The 17,784-nt window shown below is 40.3% G+C and carries 24 protein-coding genes; 4 read left to right on the top strand and 20 right to left on the bottom strand.

Annotated features, from left to right (window positions below; genetic code table 11):
- Window positions 1-56 precede the first annotated feature (56 nt).
- The 7 genes from A6749_RS06825 to A6749_RS06855 all read right to left on the bottom strand — a co-directional run bounded on the left by A6749_RS06825 (window position 57) and on the right by A6749_RS06855 (window position 5,462).
- Window positions 57-434, bottom strand: a complete 378-nt coding sequence (locus A6749_RS06825) for a PH domain-containing protein (protein WP_066386699.1) — start codon at window positions 432-434, stop codon at window positions 57-59.
- 92 nt (window positions 435-526) lie between these two features.
- Window positions 527-1,939 (bottom strand): NADP-dependent phosphogluconate dehydrogenase, encoded by a 1,413-nt coding sequence (gene gndA / locus A6749_RS06830; protein ID WP_066386701.1) that lies wholly within the window; start codon window positions 1,937-1,939, stop codon window positions 527-529.
- An 80-nt stretch (window positions 1,940-2,019) separates the two neighbouring features.
- Window positions 2,020-3,234, bottom strand: coding sequence for an alanyl-tRNA editing protein (locus A6749_RS06835; protein ID WP_066386702.1), 1,215 nt, complete (start codon window positions 3,232-3,234; stop codon window positions 2,020-2,022).
- Window positions 3,235-3,364: 130 nt separating this feature from the next.
- The gene (locus A6749_RS29270) at window positions 3,365-3,640 is read right to left on the bottom strand and encodes a hypothetical protein (RefSeq protein ID WP_066386707.1); all 276 of its coding nucleotides are present in this window, start codon (window positions 3,638-3,640) and stop codon (window positions 3,365-3,367) included.
- 148 nt (window positions 3,641-3,788) lie between these two features.
- Window positions 3,789-4,289, bottom strand: coding sequence for a superoxide dismutase family protein (locus tag A6749_RS06845; RefSeq protein WP_127490027.1), 501 nt, complete (start codon window positions 4,287-4,289; stop codon window positions 3,789-3,791).
- Window positions 4,290-4,432: 143 nt separating this feature from the next.
- Complete coding sequence (locus A6749_RS06850; RefSeq protein ID WP_066386716.1) at window positions 4,433-4,642, bottom strand: hypothetical protein; 210 nt, start codon at window positions 4,640-4,642, stop codon at window positions 4,433-4,435.
- A gap of 79 nt (window positions 4,643-4,721) precedes the next feature.
- On the bottom strand, window positions 4,722-5,462 hold the full coding sequence (locus A6749_RS06855) for a peptidylprolyl isomerase (RefSeq protein WP_066386719.1): 741 nt from the start codon (window positions 5,460-5,462) through the stop codon (window positions 4,722-4,724).
- A gap of 100 nt (window positions 5,463-5,562) precedes the next feature.
- Here A6749_RS06855 and A6749_RS06860 point away from each other — a divergent pair, with 100 nt between their 5' ends.
- Window positions 5,563-5,946 carry a kinase-associated lipoprotein KapB gene (locus tag A6749_RS06860; protein WP_066386726.1) on the top strand — a complete coding sequence of 128 codons (384 nt, stop codon included), beginning with the start codon at window positions 5,563-5,565 and terminating at the stop codon, window positions 5,944-5,946.
- Between the two features lie 36 nt (window positions 5,947-5,982).
- On the opposite strand, the gene kapD is transcribed toward A6749_RS06860, so the two are convergent.
- The 9 genes from kapD to A6749_RS06900 form a co-directional block, all read right to left on the bottom strand.
- On the bottom strand, window positions 5,983-6,606 hold the full coding sequence (gene kapD / locus A6749_RS06865) for a 3'-5' exonuclease KapD (RefSeq protein WP_066400862.1): 624 nt from the start codon (window positions 6,604-6,606) through the stop codon (window positions 5,983-5,985).
- Between the two features lie 180 nt (window positions 6,607-6,786).
- Entirely contained in the window at window positions 6,787-7,170 is a 384-nt protein-coding gene (locus tag A6749_RS06870; protein WP_066386728.1) for a hotdog fold thioesterase, read from the bottom strand.
- A 104-nt stretch (window positions 7,171-7,274) separates the two neighbouring features.
- Window positions 7,275-7,520, bottom strand: a complete 246-nt coding sequence (locus A6749_RS28730; RefSeq protein ID WP_066386730.1) for a hypothetical protein — start codon at window positions 7,518-7,520, stop codon at window positions 7,275-7,277.
- Window positions 7,521-7,644: 124 nt separating this feature from the next.
- Window positions 7,645-9,153 carry a leucyl aminopeptidase gene (locus A6749_RS06880; protein WP_066386740.1) on the bottom strand — a complete coding sequence of 503 codons (1,509 nt, stop codon included), beginning with the start codon at window positions 9,151-9,153 and terminating at the stop codon, window positions 7,645-7,647.
- A 63-nt stretch (window positions 9,154-9,216) separates the two neighbouring features.
- Window positions 9,217-9,597, bottom strand: coding sequence for a DUF309 domain-containing protein (locus A6749_RS06885; RefSeq protein ID WP_066386743.1), 381 nt, complete (start codon window positions 9,595-9,597; stop codon window positions 9,217-9,219).
- An 84-nt stretch (window positions 9,598-9,681) separates the two neighbouring features.
- Entirely contained in the window at window positions 9,682-10,287 is a 606-nt protein-coding gene (locus A6749_RS06890; protein WP_066400863.1) for a 3D domain-containing protein, read from the bottom strand.
- A gap of 98 nt (window positions 10,288-10,385) precedes the next feature.
- Complete coding sequence (locus A6749_RS06895) at window positions 10,386-10,709, bottom strand: YuiB family protein (RefSeq protein WP_066386746.1); 324 nt, start codon at window positions 10,707-10,709, stop codon at window positions 10,386-10,388.
- Between the two features lie 125 nt (window positions 10,710-10,834).
- Window positions 10,835-10,960, bottom strand: a complete 126-nt coding sequence (locus A6749_RS28325; RefSeq protein WP_161487118.1) for a YuiA family protein — start codon at window positions 10,958-10,960, stop codon at window positions 10,835-10,837.
- A 227-nt stretch (window positions 10,961-11,187) separates the two neighbouring features.
- Window positions 11,188-12,414 (bottom strand): NAD(P)/FAD-dependent oxidoreductase, encoded by a 1,227-nt coding sequence (locus tag A6749_RS06900; RefSeq protein ID WP_180321122.1) that lies wholly within the window; start codon window positions 12,412-12,414, stop codon window positions 11,188-11,190.
- Between the two features lie 420 nt (window positions 12,415-12,834).
- Here A6749_RS06900 and A6749_RS06905 point away from each other — a divergent pair, with 420 nt between their 5' ends.
- Complete coding sequence (locus A6749_RS06905; RefSeq protein ID WP_066386753.1) at window positions 12,835-13,833, top strand: NAD(P)/FAD-dependent oxidoreductase; 999 nt, start codon at window positions 12,835-12,837, stop codon at window positions 13,831-13,833.
- A gap of 41 nt (window positions 13,834-13,874) precedes the next feature.
- On the opposite strand, the gene A6749_RS06910 is transcribed toward A6749_RS06905, so the two are convergent.
- Window positions 13,875-14,240, bottom strand: coding sequence for a HesB/IscA family protein (locus A6749_RS06910; RefSeq protein WP_084797672.1), 366 nt, complete (start codon window positions 14,238-14,240; stop codon window positions 13,875-13,877).
- Between the two features lie 131 nt (window positions 14,241-14,371).
- Window positions 14,372-14,611 (bottom strand): YuzB family protein, encoded by a 240-nt coding sequence (locus tag A6749_RS06915; protein WP_066386760.1) that lies wholly within the window; start codon window positions 14,609-14,611, stop codon window positions 14,372-14,374.
- Between the two features lie 256 nt (window positions 14,612-14,867).
- Between A6749_RS06915 and A6749_RS06920 the strand changes: the two genes are divergently transcribed.
- On the top strand, window positions 14,868-15,935 hold the full coding sequence (locus A6749_RS06920; protein ID WP_066386765.1) for an NAD(P)/FAD-dependent oxidoreductase: 1,068 nt from the start codon (window positions 14,868-14,870) through the stop codon (window positions 15,933-15,935).
- 66 nt (window positions 15,936-16,001) lie between these two features.
- Here A6749_RS06920 and A6749_RS06925 read toward each other — a convergent pair whose 3' ends face one another.
- Window positions 16,002-16,328: a YuzD family protein gene (locus tag A6749_RS06925; RefSeq protein ID WP_066386773.1), complete on the bottom strand. Its 327-nt coding sequence runs from the start codon at window positions 16,326-16,328 to the stop codon at window positions 16,002-16,004.
- 146 nt (window positions 16,329-16,474) lie between these two features.
- On the opposite strand from A6749_RS06925, the gene A6749_RS06930 reads away from it, so the two are divergent.
- Complete coding sequence (locus A6749_RS06930) at window positions 16,475-16,711, top strand: NifU family protein (protein WP_066386774.1); 237 nt, start codon at window positions 16,475-16,477, stop codon at window positions 16,709-16,711.
- A gap of 67 nt (window positions 16,712-16,778) precedes the next feature.
- On the opposite strand, the gene A6749_RS06935 is transcribed toward A6749_RS06930, so the two are convergent.
- Window positions 16,779-17,759 carry a 2-hydroxyacid dehydrogenase gene (locus A6749_RS06935; protein WP_066386784.1) on the bottom strand — a complete coding sequence of 327 codons (981 nt, stop codon included), beginning with the start codon at window positions 17,757-17,759 and terminating at the stop codon, window positions 16,779-16,781.
- Between the last annotated feature and the right edge of the window lie 25 nt (window positions 17,760-17,784).

Consider the following 17,784-nt stretch of genomic DNA (forward strand, 5'->3'; position numbering starts at 1 on the left):
AAAGGGTCTGACCCCACTATATGAATTGTGGGGTCAGACCCTTAATATTAAAAATTTTATTTCAAAACATACTCCGCCAATACACTTTGCAGCTCGTAAATGTTTAAGTTCTTATTAAATTGTTTTTGCAGCGGCAGCGCGTTGCCGGAGATCCAAATTTTCAGTTCAGCATCCAAATCAAAATTCCCTGCGGTTTCGATACTGAAATGCGTAATGCTTTTATACGGGATAGAATGGTACTCCACCTTTTTGCCGGTTACTCCTTGCTTATCCACTAATATTAAGCGCTTGTTGGTAAAGATAAACATATCCCTAATCAGTTTATAGGCCCGTTCGATTCTTTCACTCGGTGCCAAAACCTTTGCAAAATCCTTTTGAATATCAGCAACATTCACTTCCGAAGCATTTCCCATCAATCCATCCAAAAAACCCATTAACAACGCCCCCATTTCATCAATTTAGTTTAAGTATACAAAAATATCCATATATTAAAAAGCCAGACGTGAAAATCACGTCTGGGGCAATCTTATTTTTCCAGCCAATCAGTATGGAAGGTACCTTCCTTGTCGATGCGCTCATAGGTATGAGCGCCAAAATAATCCCGCTGTGCCTGAAGTAAATTAGCCGGAAGTACCTCAGTGCGGTAGCTGTCATAATACGCTAGAGCACTAGAAATCCCCGGAACAGGAATACCAGTCTTAACTGCTGTAGCGATTACTTCACGGGCAGCATCCTGATAATCAGCGGTAATCGATTGGAAATAAGAATCAAGCAGCAGATTATCTAAATTGGGATTGCGGTCATAGGCATCCGTAATATTATTCAAAAATGCTGCCCGGATAATGCAGCCGCCTCGGAAGATTTTCGCAATTCCCCCCAGCTTCAAGTCCCAGCCGTATTCGTTCGAAGCGGCCTTATATTGTGAAAAGCCTTGAGCATAGGAAATAATTTTACTAAAATATAACGTTTTACGAACTTGTTCAATAAATTCCTGTTTATTGCCGATAAATTTGTTCTGGGTCGGTCCTTTTAACACTTTGCTTGCCTTGACCCGTTCCTCTTTCATCGCTGATAGGAAACGTGAAAAAACGGATTCGGTAATCATCGATAATGGCACGCCGATATCAAGTGCATTTTGGCTTGTCCATTTGCCAGTACCCTTTTGTCCGGCCCGGTCAAGAATCACATCAACTAATGGTTTTCCGGTCTCCTGATCAACTTTTGTAAAAATATCAGCGGTAATTTCAATTAAATAGCTATTAAGTTCACCTTCGTTCCATTCCTTAAATACTTTATGGAATTCCGCAGCTGACAATCCAAGCAGCGATTTCATTAAATGATAGGCCTCGCAAATGAGCTGGATATCGCCATATTCAATGCCATTATGGACCATTTTCACATAATGCCCTGCACCATCAGGACCAATATATGTACAGCACGGCTCTCCATTAACCTTCGCTGAAATGGATGTTAATAGCGGTTCAACGGCCTCGTAGGCCTCTTTCTGGCCGCTTGGCATAATCGCAGGACCTTTAAGGGCTCCTTCTTCTCCGCCTGACACCCCTGCGCCAATAAAAAGAATCCCTTTTTCGGCCAGTTCTTTATTTCGACGGATCGTATCTTGATAGAACGTGTTGCCGCCATCAATCAGAATATCCCCTTTTTCTAAATACGGCAGCAGTGATTCAATCGCTTTATCAGTAATAACTCCGGCATTTACCATTAATAGAATTTTACGCGGGCGCTCCAGCGATTGAATGAATGCTTCAACTTTTGTGGTACCGACGATGTTTTTGCCTTTATGCTGCATTAGTATTTCATTTATTCTTTCTTCTGAAAGATCGTAAATAGAAACGGAGAAACCTTTGCTTTCAAAATTTAGGGCAAGGCTTTTCCCCATTACACCGACACCAACCACACCAATTTGTTGTTTGCTCAATCTGATCCATCCTCTCATGGTGTAAAATATTATTTTTATTATTTACTTAATAAATATGTTCATCCTTTGCCGCCAGTTTTTTAGGACTTATGCAAAGGATCCTTTTTTAAAAACTCGGCCAGCTGCCCGATAATTTGCGCTCCTGAAAAACAAAGTTCACCGCCGCCCTGGGCAAATGAAGCATTTCCTCCACCTTTACCGTTAATCGAGGATAACGCTTGGCTAATTAAGTCTTTCATATTCTCTGTCCTCCCAGCGCCTCTTGCACATACAAGCTGGAGACGGTCTTCATTTTCCGCCGCCGCTACTACTAGTGCATTAACATCCTCCGCCACAATAAACCGGGCCAGCTTTTGCAGCTCTTGAATCGAACGATTGTGAAAAACACCGCTGATCATTTGGCATGGCTCAGCGCTCTTGGCCATCATTTCCTTTGCTTCATACCGAAGAAGCTGTTCACGGGCCGTCTCCAGTGATTTCTCCAATGATTTACCGCTTTCCATCAAACGAGTAACGGCCTGCTCCATGCCAGTTTCAGGAGCATTTAGCAGCCTAGTTAAAGACAGTAATAGCTTTTGCTTTTGTCCCAATTGCTTCATTACCCGATTGCCGCAAACAAATTGAAGGCGAATATTCTTCCTTTGTTTCTCCCAATCTAATATTTTTATGGCACAAACCTCTCCAGTTGCATGCGGATGGGTTCCGCCACAGCCGTTATAATCAAAATCAGGAATGATCACAAGCCGGATATTTTCCTTTACTTTCGTCTCTTTTCGCAGAGGATATTGGGACAGCTCTTCTTCCGTTACCCATTTTACCTCAATCGGTCTGTTTTCAATAATAATTTGATTTGCCAGCTCCTCGGCTTTTGCCGCTTCCACTTCCGTTAATGTCTCTGTCGCCAAATCAATTGTGATAATATCATTTCCTAGATGAAAACCGACTGTTTGATAGGTGAATAATTGGTCAAACGCCGCTGATAAAATATGCTGGCCGGAGTGCTGCTGCATATGATCAAACCGCCTATCCCAATCAAGAGTACAATGAATTTCACCTTCCGTTTTTTCCAGCGGCGCTTTAAGATAATGGCGAACTTCTCCGTCTATTTCTTCCACATTTACAACTTCTTGACTGCCGATTGTTCCAGTATCAAAGGGCTGGCCGCCGCCGGTTGGATAAAACGCAGTTTGGTTTAAAACGACATACCAGCCGCCATCTTCATCCTGTTCCTGTTTGATCGCAGCCGCAGAAAAAGATTTTATGTATTGGTCTTTATAAAATAACTTATTGTCCATCTTTACATGTCTCCTATCACATGAAGAATCCTAAACCTATTTTTAATAAAAAAAAGAAAGAAATCAAGTTGAAAAACCTGTCCCTTAGGAACAGGCCTTTCATTAGACACTAATTCAATCGTAAATCTTATTATTTCTTATCCTTTTTATTCTTACGTTGTCCGTAAGACGGATACATTGATGATGGATAACCACCCATTTGCGGGTAACCGCCCATTTGTGGAAGTCCTGCACCTGTTTGCGGATAGCCTCCCATATGTGGATAGCCCCCCATATGTGGATAGCCTCCCATATGTGGATAGCCCCCCATATGTGGATAGCCTCCCATTTGCGGATAGCCTCCCATTTGCGGATAGCCCATTTGTGGAAGCTGTCCTAATCCCCCGCCGTATTGTCTTTTCTCCATGAAAATCCCTCCTAAATAATCTCATGGTAGTGTATGTACAATTTTTCGGATAAGCTTAGGTTTGTACCTATAAAAATAAAAAAAGGGCACTTTCCAGTGTATGGAAGAACCCTCTTTTTATTTGTTCAACTCAGGCACCTATGCTTTTCTAATCATCCTGCGCTTCCTTTTGACCTGGTTTCTTTTTATCATTAGATATTTCCCCGCAAGCGATCCGCGTACCGGAATCACCAGAAGGCTGTGTCATGCCATCATCCTTCCCCTGGTGAATAACAATAGACGTCCCTTCCTTTGTAAACACTGATTTCTTGCCATCCTTTAATGTTACATTAGGTGCCATCAATTCAGCATTGACAGACCCATCATCTTCCACAATCAAGTTTGGCAGGTCACCAGCATGCGCTCCTTTTGGATGAAGAAGACCGTGCTCCTTGTCTTCCGGATTAAAATGGTCGCCTGCCGATTTAAAATCAGGTGCCTTGCATTTTCCTGTATCATGAATATGAATCGCATGCTCACCAGGCGGCAGCCCCTTTAAATTCACGGCCATTTTAACACCGCTTGACTGCTCCTGCAATTCAATCGTACCCAGCGAATCACCGTCCGCATTATACATCTTCACATTCGCCTTCGTAATTTCCTTTTCCATACATCCAGTCAAAAGAAGAAACGGAATAATACCCCAAATTCTCTTCAAAACCACAACCCCCAAAATCGACAATTTGCCATTAGTATAGGCAAATCCCTGAAAATTTATACGATAAGGGTAAGCACAAAAAAGAACAGCCTGCTTCAGCTGTTCTTATCAGACGTTCTATTATTTAAAATTTGTTCTTCTAATTTCTTTGCTTTTGCCGCTTCTTTTTTAGAGTGTTTCACAATTAATCTCATCGTAATAAAAGCACCAATTAAAAAAATCACAAAACTAATAGCAGCCGGAATATATTCTGATTTATCTTCAGGGAAATATAAAAACAGCGACAATACTAGTGAATGAAACATCTTCTTACTTCCTTTCTTTTAAAGGACCTATCCAGAAAGTAATTATAACAGTAAAAAGTCATTCATCCAAGAAAACCGATTATTTTAATACCTTTATTTTTTGTATGACAACATCCGTTTTTGGCTTGTCCTTCTCATCAACAGGCGTATTCGCAATCTTATCGACAATATCCATTCCCTCAATCACCTGTCCAAAAACCGTATGGCGATGGTCAAGCCATGGTGTACCGCCATGTTTAGCATACGCCTCAATCATTTCCATCGGATAACCCGCTTTTTCCATCTGTTCTTTCATCGAAGGATCAAGCCTGCTGCTTTGTACAATAAAGAACTGACTGCCATTCGTGTTAGCACCGGAATTTGCCATCGAAAGAGCCCCTCTAACGTTAAACAAATTAGGCGTAAATTCATCCTCAAACGGAGTCCCCCAAATACTCGTGCCACCGGTTCCATTGCCGTTAGGATCTCCTCCTTGAATCATGAAATCTTTGATTACCCGGTGGAAAATCAAGCCATCAAAATATCCTTCTTCACTATGCTTGACAAAGTTTTCTACCGCTTTTGGAGCATAATCAGGGAATAACTTAATTTTAATACTACCCATCGATGTTTCCATTTCCACAAGTCGTTCATTTTCAGCTACATCATTTGAAAGCTGAGGATATACAGAATTGGCCACTTTTTGATCCCCTTCCTTTTGTTCTGTTTTAGGAGCAGAACTTGTTTCTTTTTCCGATTTGGTATTATTGCTTGTCCCGCATGCGGAAAGTACAAGAACAATTGCTAAAAGAGTGAATAAATTGATCAAGCTCTTTCTCATTTATCTTCCCTCCAATTTTCACTTTATTACACTATGTTTTTCATTTTATCGTTTTCATACTAAAATGGAAGTAGTAAACTACCGATTAGGAGTGTTTTTTATGGCTGAAGTACAAATTGGTTCAATTGTCACAGGAATTTATAAGACAGGAAAATATATTGGGGAAATCACCGATATTCGTCCGCAGCATTATCTGGTTAGAGTGCTTGGTGTTTTAAAGCATCCAATGCAGGGAGACTTACATAGCCCGAAAAATGCCGATGTGCTGATTTTCCACGAACGGCGTGCACTGGCATTCAGGGAACAAGCGAATATCCCAAAACAAATGGTGAAGCCATATGAAGGTGAAGTACCAAATTATTTGGATTCTTTAAAAGAAGCGGTGGATAAAGCCAAAGAGGAGCTTGTGGAAAATACATCTGAGTGGGCTGAGAAAAGTCTTCAAATGTATCAATCCTTGGAAAAGGATTATTTTAAAGGATAATAATAATGGCCAAATCGAATGAATTGATTTGGCCATTTAAGCAAATTCATTTAATAATTTTGAAAAATCCACCCTGTCCCCAATGGTTGTTGGTTTCGGTTTTTCCAAATAACGTTTATCCTTTTCAACGAGCTTGAATATATTGTAGGTAGTCAAGGCATCATCAAGTGCCCGATGGTGTCTGCCTGTCCCTTCCTTACCATATTCCTGAACCGCCTTCCAAAGGCCTGTTTGATTTTGGTCACCAAAGAACCGCTTATATTCCATGGAAAGGTCTAATTCTGCGGCTTGGAACGGAAATTTAACCCCTGCTTGTAAACAGTTATGGCGCAGCACTTTCATATCCATATTTCCCCAAGTGACAATCATGGTTTCTAGATTAATTTTATTAAATTCCTCCAGTTTCCGGATAAAATCGTAAAAAGAAAGCCCAGAATCCACTTGCTGCTGTGTAATATGTAAGAATGACTTACAACGTTCGGATAATTTCGGGAATTTAAGAGGAGTCACATAAGAAGAAAATTGCTCGATAATCTGGTCATCTACGACGGCGACAATACCCACCTCAATAATTTCCGCAAAAAAATCTTTCACGCGGACATTTCGTTCAGGCATGGAAAATTCAAAATCAATAAACAAATACTGCCGCTTCGCTCTCATCATCTTCACCCCTTTCATAATAAAAATTCTTATTACATTATATTGACAAACCTGTACAAAAAACTGTGCTTTTTTTCTATTTTTTATATCTTTCATTATAACAGATTTTCGGTGGAATTTTTTAAATTTTTCTACAATAAAAAACAAAAAACGGATGGGGAATTTCCCCACCCGAATCCTTTATTTATTCCTTTTAATAACCGCCATGGTACATCTTGATACGCAAATCAGACGGTCTTGTTCATCCGTTATTTTTATATCCCAAACCTGGGTCGTTCTGCCGCGGTGCAGCACGGTTCCTACCGCTGTGACAATCCCTTCTGCTTTTGAACGGATATGGTTTGCATTAATTTCAAGTCCGGCCACTGCCTCCGTCTCCTTATCCACCAGCTCATAAGCACCGAGGCTGGCTACTGTTTCCGCCAAGGCGACAGAGGCACCGCCATGCAGGATACCAAAGGGCTGACGAGTTCTCTCATCAACCGGCATCGTCGCGACAACCTTTCCCTCTTCCAAATACGTGATTTCCATTCCTAAAGCCGCGATTAATGTATTTTCAATCATTTTCATTCCTCCGTCTTATATAGTGTCAATAACAACTATTCTTTTTTCCAACACCATTTTCCTTTTTTAAAATAAAAAAACAGCCGCAGCTGTTTTTTCAATCGCTAATAATAACCCGGGTATCCGCCGAAGCCTGGGTATCCGCCGAAGCCTGGGTATCCTCCAAAACCTGGATAGCCGTAGGCGAATGGAGGACGAAGCGCTGTGGAAGCTCCCCAAGCGCCTCCGATACCGCCGCCAATTAATCCACCTAAAAAGCCAAGCCCGCCGACTGCCAACAACGGCCATCCCCAGGCGCCGACAAACCTTTGGTCAGCAACCGGATAGGGACTTCGATAATATGGGTACATGTAGGCCCTTACCTCCTTTATATTTGCCTATACTATTTCATATGCTGAAAGGAGGCTTTTGGAGTGGGCGGGCTATTGATTAGGGAAAAAACTCCCTCTAAATTTTTTTGAGGGAGGTTAGCAATTATTTTTCAATCGGTTCAAACCGTTCGACGAACAATGCCAGTGTGCGGACCATGGCTCCTGTTGCGCCGGCCGGTCCAAGGTCATGGGCTTTTGAAGCAGTAGCAGTCCCGGCAATATCCAAATGAACCCAAGGGGTACCTTCAGCGAATTCACCGATAAAGGCACCTGCAACAATAGCATGTCCTTCTCTGCCGGGCGAGTTATTTAAATCGGCGACCTCACTATTACGCACCCGCTCCTTCTCCGATTCAAATAATGGCAGCTGCCACATTTGCTCCCCAGCTTCCATCGAAGCCTCTAATACTTGCTCATATAACGGCTCGTAATTCGTCATCGCGCCGGTTGTATGAAGGCCAAGTGCGGTAATCACACCGCCGGTCAATGTTGCAACATCTACTAAATACCCTGCTCCGTGATGCTTTGCGTAAGTAACCGCATCAGCCAATACTAAACGCCCTTCAGCATCCGTATTTAATACCTCGATTGTTTTACCGCTCATTGATGTGATGACATCATCCGGCTTAAAGGCACCACCGCTGATCATGTTATCAGTTGAAGGAATGACGGCAACAACATTCTGCTCCGGTTTGATTTCCCCGATAATTTCCATTGCCCCAAGGACCGCAGCCGCACCGCCCATATCAGTTTTCATCCCAACAATACCGGCTTTTGTTTTAATCGAATATCCGCCCGTATCAAAGGTAATCCCTTTACCGACTAAGCCGATAACATCCTTCCATTCCTCTTTTCCTTGATATTTCAGCACAATCATTTTTGGCGGCTCAGCTGAACCTTGGTTTACAGCCAAAAAGGCCCCCATTCCAAGCTTCTCAATGTCTGCTTTATCCAAAATTTCTACTTCAAAATCGTATTTTGCTCCTAATTCAGCAGCATAGTTTGCGAGGTCGTTTGCTGTCAGCATATTCCCTGGAGTATTAACAAGCGTTCTTGCAGAGTTGGTTCCTTTCCCAAAAGCATAGCCAACCGTTAAGGAAGCTTTAACGCCCTCTTCTTCATCTGATGCACTATAAACCGTGAGACTTTCAAGTCGCTTCTCCGGTTCATTGGATTTTTGCCTGTATCCCTCAAATTGATAGGTGGCAAGCTCGCATGCTTCACTTAAAGCATGGGCCGCATCTAAGGCATCCAATTCATCCGTAACGAAGGAATCCAGATAAACAGCTGCCTGCGTTAATTTACTGCCCTTCACTTCTTTAAACAGCTTGCCAAAAGCCTCACGCAGTTTATCAAAGGATAGTTCCTTTTCCTTGCCAAGACCGACAAACCAAATTCTTTTAGCTCCAATTTTTTCTAAACTATGTACTTTACTGATACTTTTAAGCTTGGCTGAAATATCTCCTGATTTAACAAGATCAGTTAATTGACCGTTAAAGCTCTCGTCAAGGTTTGCCAAATGACCTAAAAACTTCTCTGGTTTATCAAACAGACCAATAACCAAGCCCTCATGTTCAGCCGTTAAATCTAATTCTTTTTTCACCTGAAACATCCACATTCACCTCCGCATTATTCGTATTTAATTATAGCGAAGAAACAGAATCATTTCGACTTTCTAATCATCTTCTAGATAAAGAACTAATGTCGAAAGCTTTGGCAGCTCATCAATCCGTTCGTATGGGATGCTGTCAATATCTATCGGAAATGTCATCAAGCATTCCTCGATAAACGGATACACCTTCTCTAAATCCAAACCCCAATGCTTTGGCCGGTAGTCCTGCAAATAATAATAGGCAGTGAGCATCATCATCCGAGCACCCTTAACATTCCCATATTCATAATGGTAGATGGCAACACTCATTTGTAATAACCCTTTTAAAAATAAATTCTGCTTATCCGTCATCCACATTTCTTCAAGCAAATCATGACATGTATAATAATCGCCTTCATTAAAGCTGACAAAAAACTCATAATACTCGAGTGGGTAATCTTCCATCCCAGTCTCCACCTTTCCATGCCTTTCTACTTTATTTTAAGGAATGGCGGCCGACAACGCAAAAAAACAGGCGGGCAGCCTGTCTTATCTTTTCTCAGATTTAATATAAGCTTGACGGAACACTTGCATTGTTTTATCTTCATTTAACGCCAGAAGCTGCTTTTCGGTCAATTTGCCATTACCTTTTTGGATGATATACACATCGACCTGTTTTTTCCCCCATAACCGGTAAACATCTTCAACTGTCTCATAGTAAAGGTCTAATTTATTTCCTTTGATTGCTCCTCCCTTGTCAGCTACGACACCATAGCCATAACCAGGAATAAACAGAATCGTCCCAATTGGGAAGACACTTAAATCAGCTGCAATGGTAGAAAATAGGTCACGTTTCACTTTTACTCCAGAATAGGTAATTCCATATTCCGGATGGCCTTTATTTTTTCCTGTTGATTCAAATCCTGCTGTATAGCCCGTTGCAGTAACGGTATACTTAGGATATTTGGACCAATCAAAAGCATCTTCTAATGAAGGGGTACCGGAAACATTTTCACTGGCTGCAAGTGCATCTTCTAAGCGGTCAATCAAAATTTTCGCATTTACACCGGAAAGGGATTGGAATGTTACAAATAAGGCCATCAAAAAAAGACAGATCATGACAAACCGCTTTGTCCATTTTTTCATTATATTCATCAAAATTTTTCACTCCTCCCAAAATATTCATTCCCAAGAAGGAAGGAATTATTCAGACAAGGAATGGAAAAATAAAAAAGACCTTTGGAAAAAGGTCTTTAAAACATTTGATATCCATTTTTTCGTAAAAGCTTAATCGTAATTCCAGAGGCGATTGCGCCCGCCAATCCACTTAATAATATAATTATATCAGCAGTGGCTAAGGTAGTGAACCGATGTCCTAGCTCTTTGAAGGCATATTTACTGTTCGTAAAATATTCTACAAAACGAACTTTATCGATAATTAAAATAGCAACGATTGGATAAATAACGGCCATTACCCAAGTCATGCGCAATATCATATTTAAGATAAAACCAATACCAAAAAATAAGACAAAAAATAATAAGATTGATATTAATAAAACAACAATGTTCATTGGAATCCCCCTCTACACATCAACTTTTAGTGTACTGAATGGAAGAAAGGGAGTCAATAAAATTATCACTTGAATAAGACGTGACAAAAGAAAAACTCCTTCGACAATTCGAAGAAGCTGTTCTCTTGACATTATTCTGCTTTCTTTCCAGTTCCCCCGCAGCAGGAACAAGTTTCCGATCCTCCAAGAACTAATTGGAAATAGCCGGCCCCTGAACAATAGTCACAATTTTTTGTTTCTATATTTTTCGCTGTCATCTTTTTCACTCCTTTTTATTAACTTAATTTTCAGATAATATATCAAGAAATCGTCAAAATGAAAAGGATGATATTTACGCAAAATTCCAGCCAGAAAGCGGATACATAGTAAGTTTTCTTTTATTTTTGAATCGTTACTTAAATTTTCAAAATTTTTAGAAATAATGTGAAAAGATTAACAAAAAAAGACAGGATTGAGAAATCCCTGTCTTTTTAAAAGCTCACTATTAGAACATGTTTAATTTACCTTTTTTCAATACAAGCGATGCTCCGCCAATCATGTAAAGCGCGCGGTTATCTACGACTTTTTTCATGAAGGCAGCTTTAGAACCGGTAATTTTCTTACCGAATACAACACCAATAGCATCGTCTTCACCTAATGAGCAAACTGTACCTTTGTTGTCAAATTTAAAGGTTTCAAGCTGCTGCTTGTTGCGAATTAAAGCGGCAATATTACGAGCAACAACTTCACCTTGCTGCATGGCAATCTGTGCAGTCGGCGGATATGGGCGATTAATTTCTTCATTGATGATTAATGAGCTGTCACCAATGACAAATACAGCGTCAAAACCAGGGATACGAAGATCAGGCTGAACCTTAACGCGCCCTCTCATTGCTTCAAAGCCTGATTTTTCAATAATTGCGTTACCGCGAACACCTGCTGCCCATACGACTGTCCCAGCTTTAATTTCCCACGGCTCTTGATCACCCTTGGCAACCAAAATGCCTTCTGATGTTGCTTCTTTAATGGCTGTACCAATTAAAAATTCAACACCTTTTCGTTCTAATTGAGATACAGCATAGTTGACAAGTTCCTGATCAAAGCCAGGAAGAACGGTTGGTGCTGCCTCAACACAGGTAATTTTCACTTTATTTTGATCAACATCATACTCATGGCAAAGTTCAGGGATACGGTTAGTTAATTCACCTAAGAATTCAATTCCTGTGAAACCCGCACCGCCAACAACAATTGATAAACGATTGTCGTCTTTAACTTCTTCCATGTTATATGTTGCAAATTGGTATTCAATATGCTCACGTAATTGGCGGGAAGAATTGACATTCGTAATTCCAAATGCAAACTCTTTCAAGCCTTTAATACCAAATGTTTCAGGTTCACCGCCAAGTGCAATCACAAGGTAATCGTACTCAACTTCACCTTTTTCTAACATAACTTTCTTTTCGTCTTTGTTAATCTCAACAACTGTGTCTTGAATAAAATTCACTTTACTACGGTCAATTACTGCACTAATATCGTAACGTACTTTGTCATGATGAAGTGTACCAGCTGAAGCTTCATGTAACCAGGTAGTTTCATAATGGTAATCATTTTTGTTGACTAACACAATGTCCGCTTCATTAACACCAATCAGCTTTTGCAAGCGTACAGTCGTTAACAACCCGCCGTAACCGGCACCAAGGATAACGATTTTTGGCTTTCTCAACTTTATCACTTCCACCTTTTTTTGTTTTTATTATCTTCCACTTTATTGTACATTTTTATTTTAAATAGCAAGAAAATGTATGTGATAAAATTCACGAACATCTACAAAGAAATAAACGATTTCCAGATTAAAAATCGTTATTCTATCTTTCTATTAAAAAAAGGTTGAACTTTCCTGCTTTTCCATAAAAATGTACTAAATTTGTCACAAAATCTTAACAATATTCCCTAATACATCTTATGCTACTTTCCACTTTATTTCAAGCAATTTAAGCAAATTATTTACCTAATTTATAGGAAATAATCCGTCTTTGGATAAATATCATAGATACTAAGGACTTAACCGAATATTTCCATGGGAGATGTTAGAATTTTCTTTTTATGGTATGATAGTGAAAGAAATTGTTACTAATAGTTGGGGGGATACATAATGCACGAAGACCAGAATCTTTATGATATTACCATTATTGGTGGAGGTCCCGTCGGTCTATTTACTGCCTTCTACGGGGGAATGAGGCAGGCATCAGTGAAAATTATTGAAAGCTTGCCGCAGCTCGGCGGTCAATTATCAGCCCTGTATCCGGAAAAGTATATTTATGATGTTGCGGGCTTTCCAAAGGTTCGCGCTCAAGAATTAATTGATAACCTTAAAGAACAAATGGCAAAATTCGAGCCCACAGTTGCACTGGAGCAATCCGTTGAAAAGCTTGAAAAACAAGAAAACGGCATATTTAAAATGACTACAAATAAAGAAGTACATTATTCCAAAACAGTCATTATCACTGCTGGAAATGGCGCTTTTCAGCCACGCCGCTTGGAGCTTGAAAGTGCGGCACAATATGAACGGAAAAATCTTTACTATTTTATCAATGACCTTAAATTTTTTGCCGGACAAAAAGTGGTCGTATTTGGAGGCGGAGATTCTGCAGTTGATTGGGCTTTAATGCTTGAGCCTATCGCTGAAAAAGTAACGATTGTACACCGCCGTGATAAATTCCGGGCCCACGAGCATAGCGTTGAAAACTTATTTAATTCAAAAGTAGACGTAAAAACACCATTTGTTCCCTCCGAATTAATTGGTGATAAAAATGGCATCAACCAAGTAGTGCTTGAAGGCGTTACCGACAAGAGCAAAGAAACGATTGATGTAGATGCTGTTATTTGTAACTATGGCTTTGTATCTTCCCTTGGCCCAATCAAGGAATGGGGATTGTCTATTGAAAAGAACTCCATTATCGTAAACTCCAAAATGGAGACAAACATTTCAGGCATTTATGCTGCCGGCGATATTTGTACGTATGATGGCAAAGTCAAATTAATCGCCTCCGGTTTCGGAGAAGCCCCAACAGCCGTGAATAATGCAAAAGCCTTCATCGATCCAAAAGCTAAAATCCAGCCATTACACAGTTCATCCATGTTTGATAAATAAAATAACAGAGGCGCCCATTATTTGGACGCCTTTACCTATTATTAACACTCTTCCGGTGTACCGGCAGCTGTTGCCGTACGGAATGATGACCCGCAGCCGCATGATGCGATGGCATTCGGATTTTCGATAGTAAAGCCGCCGCCCATCATGGATTGTTTATAATCAATTTTTGTTCCCTGGAGAATGGCGGCACTTTCTTTATCAACTAAAATGGTAATTCCATATTGTTCAAACTGATGGTCAGCTTCATTTGCCTCATGGTCAAAGCCCATACCATATGATAATCCGCTGCAGCCGCCGCCTTTTACATTGACACGTAAAAAAGCTCCTTCTTCTTCATTATGCTTCATCATATCTTTAATCTGCAGTGATGCAGCTTCTGTTAAAATAACAATATCCTTACTCAAGGAAACCCCTCCTTTTAAATAATAAGGCTTTTCTACAGTATAACATCGTTTGGTCAGTACTCAAATAATTTGACCTTACTTTCAGTATATGAATACAAATGAAAAATGGAGAGTTTCCACTCCCCATTTCATTAAAACATCGGATTTTCCTCTAGGTATTGATAAATATTATCAACCAATTCCTCCGGGGTCTCTCCGGTGACAACTTCTCCATTCACAAGTGCATATAAATTTCTGGCGCAAATCCCGCAATAACCGAGACAGCCATATTCAATAATATCCAAATCAGGATCCTTTTCTAATTTTTCCAGTGCTTTCTGTGAACCACTTGCAAGGTTACTAATACAGAATTCAATGATCGGTTTTATCATATGTTCACCTCTCCACAACTACTTATCCTACTATTTTTCCCTTTAACCGTCAATTACCATGCCTTTGGCATATTTGTCAAGATAAATCGGTATAAGTGTTGTTATTTTGACACACTTTCGATATACTCAATATTGTGTGTTAAAAGGGAGAGTACATATTACAATAATATCCCACGATAATTATTCAATTTAAACACTGCTATTGGAACAAAATAAATATAAAAATTTCTTATTGCTTTCACAAAGGGGAATTAAAATGAAAAATCTTGTTATTCTTGGAGGCGGTTATGGCGGCATGAAGATCCTCAGCGAACTTTTGCCAAATAACCTGCCAGAAGATGTAAAAATCACATTAGTTGACCGCGTCCCGTATCATTGTTTAAAAACAGAATACTATGCCTTAGCCGCCGGTACAATATCGGATAAAGAGGTGCGGGTTGACTTTCCAGAGCATCCTCAGCTCACTGTGAAGTATGGTGAGGTCATTAGTATTGAACCGCAGGATAAAAAAGTATTAATGAAAGATGATGAATCAATTTCCTATGATGATCTCATCATCGGATTAGGCTGTGAGGACAAATACCATAATGTTCCGGGTGCCGATCAATTCACTTATAGCATTCAAAGTATTGAAAAGTCCCGCAAGACTTATTCCGCATTAAATAATTTAGGACCTGGCTCAGTAGTTGGCATTGTCGGTGCGGGCCTTAGCGGCGTTGAACTTGCCAGCGAACTTAGTGAAAGCCGAAGCGACTTAAATATTAAATTATTCGATCGTGGAAAACATATTCTTTCCGCATTCCCAGACCGTTTAAGTAAATATGTTGAAAATTGGTTTGTGAAGCATAATGTTGAAATTATTAATAATTCCAATATCACTCGAGTGGAAGAAAATACGTTGTATAACAATGACAAACCGATAAAATGTGATGTTATTGTTTGGACAGCAGGGATTCAAGCCAATAAGGTCGTCCAAAACATGGATACGGAAAAAGACAGATCTGGCAGATTAGTGATTACTCCTCGCCATCATTTGCCAAATGATGGAAATATCTTTATTCTTGGTGATTGTGCGAGCCTGCCTCATGCTCCAAGCGCGCAGCTTGCTGAAGGACAAGCGGTACAAATTGTAGAAGTATTGCGCAAACGCTGGAACGGCGAAGAGCCGCCAGCTGAATTTCCGCCAATTAAATTAAAAGGTGTCCTCGGCTCTCTTGGAAAGAAACAAGGCTTCGGAATGATGGCCGACCGCGCCATCACAGGCCGCGTAGCCCGCCTATTAAAATCAGGCATACTTTGGTTATATAAGTTCCATAACGGTTAATAAAATAAGGTGTCAGGTACCATGTGAATTTTTTTTACATGGTGCCTGACACCTTTCATCTTTCCATCATTCAGCTTTATATCCGTATTTCTCCAGTTCTGCAAAGATGGTTTTGAGGCGGGGGTTTCCTTCACCGACCACTTTTTCTTTTATGACCACTACTGGGTAAAACATATCCTCTTCCACAACTCTTTTGGCAAATTCCCCTTTTTCACCGTCTTCTGGCGGCTGATAGATATCAACGTAACTCATTGAAAACGGCTGATTTGGAAACTTTCTTGCAATCGCCGCTCCCAGCCATTCATACGTTTCTTTAGAAGATGGCAGGTTCACACAGCTTGGACATAATTGTTCGGCACCATAAAGAACAATTTCAACCTCGGTAAATTCCATAAAATCATTCCTCTTCGTTTTCTTTTATTTTACTATATTCCTAGGTTAAACTTAAGAAAATACTTTTTAGGTATTAGTCCAATTTCTGATAATGGATTTTTACTACAGGTATCAGTATAATATAATTAGGAAAGGAGTCGAGTAAAATGTCAGAACAAGAAATGTTTGAACAGGTTTCAGAAGTATTAGATAAATTACGCCCATTTCTTCTTCGCGATGGCGGGGATTGTGAATTAGTTGATGTTGAAGATGGTATTGTGAAACTGCGCTTGTTAGGTGCATGCGGGTCCTGCCCAAGCTCAACGATCACACTTAAAGCAGGAATCGAAAGAGCGCTCTTGGAAGAAGTTCCAGGCGTTGTCGAAGTTGAGCAAGTATTTTAATGCGAATGTTAAAGCGATTGCCATTTAAGAAGCAATCGCTTTTTTTTGACCGCTTATACCCGGTCTTTTATACAGGCTGCCATTCTTTATTGACAAGTGTTTTGGGTGGTTTTCCGGTTAAGATGGATTCAATGTTTTCGACGCAGAGAGTCATCATGGCCGTTCGTGTTTCGATTGTGGAACTTCCGATATGCGGCAAGGCAATAACATTATTAAGTGTTAATAACGGATGCTCTCGGCCAATCGGTTCTTTTTCAAAGACATCCAGCCCAGCTGCGGCAATTTCTCCTGTAGTCAATGCCTCATATAAATCTTGCTCATTTACAACCGGCCCCCGGGATACGTTGATAAATACAGCCGTTTTCTTCATTTCTCTAAAAACATCAATCGTAAACATATTCTTTGTTTCCGGCGTCAATGGAGTTAAACAAACAATGAAATCAGCTTTAGACACGAGCTCATCAAAGGTTGCATAAACAGCCCCAAGCTTGTGTTCCACTTCCGGCTTTTGGGAACGATTATGATAAAGAATGTTCATATCAAAACCGCCAGCTCTTTTGGCCACTGCTTCACCGATTTTCCCCATGCCAACAATTCCAATCGTTTTATGGTGAACATCTTGGCCGGCTAAAAGAAACGGGCTCCAGCTATTCCATTTGCCTTCTTTCACAAACCGGGCGGCTTCTTCCATTCTTCGAGCTGTTGCCATCAATAAAGCAAAGGTAAGGTCTGCAGTAGAAGCCGTCAATACATCCGGCGTGTTACAAACCGCAATTCCGCGCCTTCTTGCCGCTTCAATATCAACATTATCAAAACCAACCGCCATATTTGCAATAACCTTTAGTCTTTCCCCAGCAGATAACACACTCTCATCAACAGCATCGGTCAGCATGGTTAATAATGCATCCGCCTTTTTTGCCTCGGCAAGTAAAACATCCTTCGGGACTGATATATCCTCATGATCCCACATGTTTACAGTGAATTTTTGCTTTAGCGTCTTAATGACCGCATCAGGAAGCTTTCTAGTAATATAAACGTAAGGCCTCATCCTTCATTCCCTCTCATTGTTCTTT

This window comes from Neobacillus mesonae (genome assembly GCF_001636315.1).
Classification (GTDB): domain Bacteria; phylum Bacillota; class Bacilli; order Bacillales; family Cytobacillaceae; genus Neobacillus; species Neobacillus mesonae.